The organism is Thauera butanivorans NBRC 103042 (assembly GCF_001591165.1).
Lineage (GTDB): Bacteria > Pseudomonadota > Gammaproteobacteria > Burkholderiales > Rhodocyclaceae > Thauera > Thauera butanivorans.
The window spans coordinates 84,286-90,324 of the sequence record NZ_BCUG01000026.1 but is presented as its reverse complement, the minus strand read 5'-3'; the positions used below and the strand labels follow the sequence as shown (position 1 = coordinate 90,324).

Below are 6,039 nucleotides of genomic sequence, written 5' to 3'. Positions count from 1 at the left end.
CGGATGCCGCAACGCCTGTGCAACTGCCCCAGGGCCTTGCGCTCGAGCGGCTGCAGGTATGCCCGAACTCGTGAACCAGGTCGCGGAGATGGCCGCCAACACCGATATCCAGCGCATCGAGGCGCGCCTGACCAGTCTGGAACATTCGGTGTCCGCCACTCTGAACGTACTCAATCAGTTATTGCAGGCGGTGCGCAACGATGCGCCTGCCGAAGAGAAGGCCTCATGACCGTTTCCGCTTCATCCAGCGCGCCCGTCATCTGCGTCGTCGGCGCGCGCCCCAACTACATGAAGGTGGCGCCGATCATTCGTGCCTGCGCTGCCCATCAGCCGCCGATCCCGACGCTGCTGGTGCATACCGGCCAGCACTACGATCCGGCGATGAAGGATCGCCTCTTCGCCGATCTCGATCTGCCCGAACCGGACGTCAATCTGGCCGTCGGCTCGGGCTCGCACGCCGTGCAGACGGCCGAAGTCATGAAGCGCTTCGAGCCCGTCATCGATGAGCATGGTGCCCGGGCAGTGCTGGTGGTGGGCGACGTCAATTCGACGCTTGCCTGCGCGCTGGTGGCCAGCAAGCGCCACATCCCGGTGGTTCATGTCGAATCCGGCCTGCGCAGCAACGACCGCCGTATGCCGGAGGAAATCAACCGCATCCTGACCGACCAGCTCTCGGACATTCTGTACACCACCGAACGCAGCGCCCACGACAATCTCGTTCGCGAAGGGATTGCGGCCGAACGCGTCGTCTTCGTCGGCAACGTCATGATCGACAGCCTGCGCGCCAGCCTGCCCAAGGCGGTGCCGGCGGCCGATCTGCTTGCCGCAGCGGGCCTCGATGCCGGCCGGATCGCTGGCGGCTACGGCGTGGTCACCTTGCATCGGCCGTCCAATGTGGACGATGCCGACACCCTCGGCCCGATCATCGATGCGCTGAAACAGGTCAGCGCATCGTTGCCGCTGGTCTTCGCCCTGCATCCGCGCACCCGCAACAACCTCGAACGTTTCGGCATGCTCGACCGGGTGGAGCAGGGCAACTTCCTGCTCCTGCCGCCGCAGGGTTATCTCGAAATGCTCGGCCTGATGTCCGGCGCGCGTCTGGTGCTGACCGATTCGGGCGGCATCCAGGAAGAGACAACCGCGCTCGGCGTGCCCTGCGTCACGATCCGCGAGAATACCGAACGCCCGATCACGGTCGAGCAGGGTACGAATACGCTTGTCGGCATCGACCCGGAAGCCATCACCGTTGCCGCACGTGAAGTGCTGGGTACGGGCGGCAAGGCAGGGCGCATTCCTGAATTCTGGGATGGGCATGCCGCGGAGCGCATCGCTGCCCACCTGCATGGCTGGCTGGCGGCGGCCGAAGCCCATGCGACGAAGGCCTGACATGAACGATCGCATCACCAACGCCTTTACCTGCGACGTCGAGGACTATTTCCAGGTCTCCGCGCTGTCGCCGCATTTCCCGCGCGAAGGCTGGGACGCCGTGCCCTGCCGGGTCGAACGCAACGTCGACCGCATTCTCGAGATGCTCGATGGCCATGGTGCGCGCGGTACCTTCTTCACGCTCGGCTGGATTGCCGAGCGCTTCCCGCAACTGGTTCGCCGCATTGCCGACAACGGCCACGAAGTGGCCAGCCACGGCTACAGCCACGAGCGTGCCAGCGCGATGATGCCCGAAGCGTTTTCTGCCGACATCCGCCTGGCCAAGGCCGTGCTGGAAGACATCATCGGCCAGTCCGTCTCCGGCTACCGCGCGCCGAGCTTTTCGATCGGCGCCGGCAATCTGTGGGCACACGACTGCATTGCCGAGGCCGGCTACGCCTACAGTTCCAGCGTCTATCCGGTCAAGCACGACCACTACGGCATTCCCGACGCGCCGCGCTTTCCGTGGCGGCTCGCCAATGGCCTGGTGGAAGTGCCGGTCACCACGGTGCGCGCCTTCGGCCGCAACTGGCCGGCAGGCGGCGGCGGCTTTTTCCGCCTGCTGCCATATTCGCTGTCGCGCTGGCAGATCGCGCGCGTCAATGCCGATGACAGGCGCCCGGCGATCTTCTATTTCCATCCGTGGGAAATCGACCCCGAGCAGCCCCGCGTACGGGAAGCCAGCGCCAAGACGCGCTTCCGCCATTACGTGAATCTGGAGCGCACCGCCGCGCGCCTCGACCGCCTGTTGTCCGACTTTGCCTGGGGGCGTGCGGATGAGGTTTTCCGCGACGCGGCCTGAATGGCTGGCAGAACAGGGGTACCGCATGCCAATCAAGGTCAAACCGCTTTCACCCGAGCACGCCGAGCGCTGGGACGCCTTCGTGCGTGAATGCCCGCAGGCGACTTTCTTCCACCTGTCGGCGTGGCAGGACATCGTGCGCACGGTGTTCCGTCATCGAACCTTCTTCCTGTTTGCCGAGCGCGACGGCGACATCATTGCCGTGCTGCCGCTGGCCGAGGTCAAGAGCCGGCTCTTCGGCCACGCCCTGACTTCGCTGCCGTTCTGCGTGTACGGCGGCATCGCCGCGTCCGAGGAGGCGGGCGACGAGGCCGTCGCCCTGCTCGAGCAGGAGGCTGACGCCCTTGCCCGCAAACTCGGCGTGCAGCATCTGGAATACCGCAATCTCGACCGTATTCGCCACGAGGACTGGCCGCGCCAGGATCTCTACGTGACTTTCCGCAAGGAAATCCTGCCCGAGGTCGAAGCCAACATGCTCGCCATTCCACGCAAGCAGCGCGCCATGGTGCGCAAGGGCATCAAGAACGGACTCGTCAGCCACATCGATGCGGACGTCGAGCGCTTCTTCGCACTGTACTCCGACAACGTGCTGCGCCACGGCACGCCGGCGCTGCCGAAGAAGTTCTTCCAGCGCCTGAAGGCCACGTTCGGCGATGATTGCGAAGTGCTCACCGTCACCGATGCCGACGGCCGGCCGCTTTCCAGCGTGCTCAGCTTCTACTTTCGCGACGAGGTGCTGCCCTATTACGCCGGCGACGATGTTGCCGCGCGCGAGCTCGCGGCCAACGACTTCAAGTACTGGGAATTGATGCGCCGCGCCTGCGAGCGCGGCTGCAAGGTGTTCGACTACGGTCGCAGCAAAATCGGCACCGGCCCGTACAGCTTCAAGAAGAACTGGGGGTTCGAGCCTCGGCCGCTGTCATACGAGTACTGCCTGTATAAGCGCGACGGCGTGCCGCAGAACAATCCGATGAACCCCAAGTACCGTGCCTTCATCGCCTTGTGGAAGCGGCTGCCGTTGGGGGTGGCGAATGCCGTCGGTCCGCACATCGTGCGCAACCTGGGGTAAAGGTTCCTTTCATGCAGTTTCGAAACGAAGCACTTGCATCGCACAACCAGGTCGACCGTGCCGGAATCGGAGGGCAATTCTGGCTCGTTGCAGGACTGATGCTGGCGACGTTTGCCTGGGTGGTTGGCTGGTACTTCAAGACGGCAGCAGACATGGCGGCCATCTGGTGGAAATCGGATACTTTTGCACATGGCCTGGTGGTGCTGCCGATCTTTGCCTGGCTTGTCTGGCAGAAGCGTGAACTGGTTGCGCGCAACATGCCGGAGCCTGCTGTCTCGTTGATCGGGGCCATGTTCGTGATTGGCCTGGCATGGCTCATTGGGGAAGTCGTAAGTGTTGCCGCGGTTTCTCATGTGGCGCTCGTCTCCATGCTGGTTGCGGCATTCGTTGCCGTGCTTGGCTGGCGATTGTCCCGAGTGCTGTTGTTTCCCCTGCTGTTTCTGTTCTTTGGTGTGCCCGTTGGCGAGTTTCTGCTTCCGGTACTGATGGCTCATACGGCCGACTTCACCGTCATAGCCTTGCGTGCGACCGGCGTACCGGTCTACCAGGAAGGCTTGCACTTCATCGTTCCCAACGGACGCTGGTCGGTGGTCGAGGCATGCAGTGGTTTGCGCTATCTCATTGCTTCGTTGATGGTCGGCTCGCTCTATGCGTATATCAACTACGTGAGCCTCAAGCGGCGGCTCATGTTCATGCTGGTGGCGCTTGCAGTGCCGATTGTCGCCAACTGGATACGTGCCTACATCACAGTCATGGTGGGATACCATTTTGGCAGTGAATTCGTTGAAGGTTTCATCCACATAATCTATGGCTGGGTGTTCTTTGGCATTGTCATTTTCCTCATGTTCCTGATCGGAGCCCGCTGGAGGGAAGAACAACCAAAGATCCTGGCTGTGGTTGGAGCCGGAGAGCCTGATCAGGCTGTGACCGCCAAATCCAGGTGGTGGCCGTTGGCACCTCTTGCCGTCTGTGTTGCCATATTCCCGCTGATCGCAGCTTCGCTGAATGCACCGGTCGAGCCCTTTACTATTGGCCTTCAGGCTCCACCTGCAGCAGGTAACTGGCAAGCCGTCGAGGAGAGGGCGACACATGATTTCCGGCCGAGCTTCCATGGACATCGTGGCGACATCTTCCAGACTTATCGGCGTGATGACGGCGCCGAGCTTGGGCTTTATTTCGCATATTATGCGGAACAACGTGACGGTTATGAACTCGTCATGTTCGGCAATAGCTTGAATGGCCGGCAGGAGTCAGGTTGGGTGAGAACTGCCAGTGCCAATGCGAAACTGTCCATTGGTGAGGTTCGCCACGCAGGGCTGCGTCGCGGTAATGATGTTCTGAATCTCTGGAGCTGGTACTGGATCAATGATCGGATTGTCGCCAACGATTATTTGGCCAAGATCTTCTTGGCCATCGACCGACTGACGGGGCGGAAGGATGATTCCGCGGTGATCGTCATCACGGTCAAGAATGAGGCTGGAGCAGGCGATACGAGGGAGATGATCGAGGATTTCCTTGCACACCATTGGATTGCTCTGCAGGCGCAACTGCATGACGTCGAGGAGCGAAGGTGAGTGTTCAGCAGGTACTGCTCATGCACGTGGTCTATCGTTTCAGCGTCGGTGGCCTTGAAAATGGGGTGGTGAACCTGATCAATCACATGCCTGAATCGCGTTTCAGGCATTGCGTCGTTGCGCTGACCGAATGCGATCCGGACTTCACGCATCGGGTGCATGTTCCCAGTGTCGAGTTCATCTCTCTGAACAAGCCGCCTGGCCATGGGATTAAGCTGTATCCGCGCCTGTTCCGGCTGTTTCGCCAGTACCGGCCGGCAATCGTCCATACGCGCAACCTCGCCGCATTGGAAGCAGCGGTACCGGCCTGGGCGGCTGGTGTGCGGACACGTGTGCATGGAGAACACGGCTGGGATGTGTCCGATCCCGGTGGCATGCTGCGCAAGAACCAGCGCATTCGCCGCGCTTACAGTCCTTTCGTCAAGCGTTACGTCGCACTGTCAGGGCATATCGAGCGCTATCTGGTGGAGCGCGTCGGTGTGGCGGCGGAGCGCATCGAGCGCATCTGTAACGGTGTGGATACGGCTCGCTTTCATCCCGCTCCCGGGGGCGCACGCATTCCGCTCGCGGATAGCCCCTTTGGTAGCAGGGATGTGCTCGTCGTCGGCACTGTCGGTCGCCTGCAGGTCGTCAAGGACCAGCTCAACCTCGTCCGTGCCTTTGCCATTGCGCGCCGGAACGGGGGCGAGGCTGCGGCGCGCCTGCGGCTCGCCATTGCCGGAGACGGCCCGCTCAGGCCAGCGATCGAGGACGAGATCAGGCAGCAGGATCTGGCCGACGTCGTATGGATGGCGGGTGAGCGCAAGGACGTGCCCGATGTGATGCGCAGCCTGGGCATCTTCGCGCTGCCATCCAGAGCGGAAGGCATTTCCAACACCATCCTCGAGGCAATGGCCAGTGGCTTGCCGGTGGTGGCGACCGATGTGGGCGGAAATGGCGAACTGGTTGAGACGGAGCGCACAGGCCTTCTGGTTCCGGCGGAGGAACCGGTCACGATGGCCGAGGCGCTGATGTGCTACGCTTCGAATGCTGCGCTGCAGAATTCACATGGACTGGCCGGCCGCCTGCGGGTGGAGCAGAGCTTCAGCCTCGATGGCATGGTGGCGCGCTATACCGAACTTTACGAACGTCTGTTGCAGCGGCGTTCTCATTGAGCAAGGATGACTGAG

General features: G+C 62.1%; 5 protein-coding genes and 1 pseudogene. All 6 read left to right on the top strand.

The window, feature by feature from the left end; translation table 11 throughout:
• Positions 1–229 (top strand): annotated as a pseudogene (locus TBU01S_RS23050) (hypothetical protein); the annotation flags it as partial.
• On the top strand, positions 226–1,386 hold the full coding sequence (gene wecB, locus TBU01S_RS12250; RefSeq protein WP_068636910.1) for a non-hydrolyzing UDP-N-acetylglucosamine 2-epimerase: 1,161 nt from the start codon (positions 226–228) through the stop codon (positions 1,384–1,386). The pseudogene TBU01S_RS23050 and the gene wecB, both read left to right, overlap by 4 nt.
• A gap of 1 nt (position 1,387) precedes the next feature.
• On the top strand, positions 1,388–2,227 hold the full coding sequence (locus TBU01S_RS12245; protein WP_068636909.1) for an XrtA system polysaccharide deacetylase: 840 nt from the start codon (positions 1,388–1,390) through the stop codon (positions 2,225–2,227).
• Positions 2,228–2,252: 25 nt separating this feature from the next.
• Positions 2,253–3,296, top strand: a complete 1,044-nt coding sequence (locus tag TBU01S_RS12240; protein ID WP_088178872.1) for a FemAB family XrtA/PEP-CTERM system-associated protein — start codon at positions 2,253–2,255, stop codon at positions 3,294–3,296.
• A gap of 11 nt (positions 3,297–3,307) precedes the next feature.
• Positions 3,308–4,870 (top strand): exosortase A, encoded by a 1,563-nt coding sequence (gene xrtA, locus TBU01S_RS12235; protein WP_083953594.1) that lies wholly within the window; start codon positions 3,308–3,310, stop codon positions 4,868–4,870.
• A 20-nt stretch (positions 4,871–4,890) separates the two neighbouring features.
• Entirely contained in the window at positions 4,891–6,024 is a 1,134-nt protein-coding gene (locus tag TBU01S_RS12230) for a TIGR03088 family PEP-CTERM/XrtA system glycosyltransferase (protein WP_068636906.1), read from the top strand.
• Positions 6,025–6,039: the final 15 nt, after the last annotated feature.

Coding starts and splice junctions, on each gene's coding strand:
- xrtA (WP_083953594.1), top strand. CDS start 3,308: ATGCAGTTTCGAAACGAAGCACTTGCATCGCACAACCAGGTCGACCGT.
- TBU01S_RS12230 (WP_068636906.1), top strand. CDS start 4,891: ATGCACGTGGTCTATCGTTTCAGCGTCGGTGGCCTTGAAAATGGGGTG.
- TBU01S_RS12240 (WP_088178872.1), top strand. CDS start 2,253: ATGCCAATCAAGGTCAAACCGCTTTCACCCGAGCACGCCGAGCGCTGG.
- TBU01S_RS12245 (WP_068636909.1), top strand. CDS start 1,388: ATGAACGATCGCATCACCAACGCCTTTACCTGCGACGTCGAGGACTAT.
- wecB (WP_068636910.1), top strand. CDS start 226: ATGACCGTTTCCGCTTCATCCAGCGCGCCCGTCATCTGCGTCGTCGGC.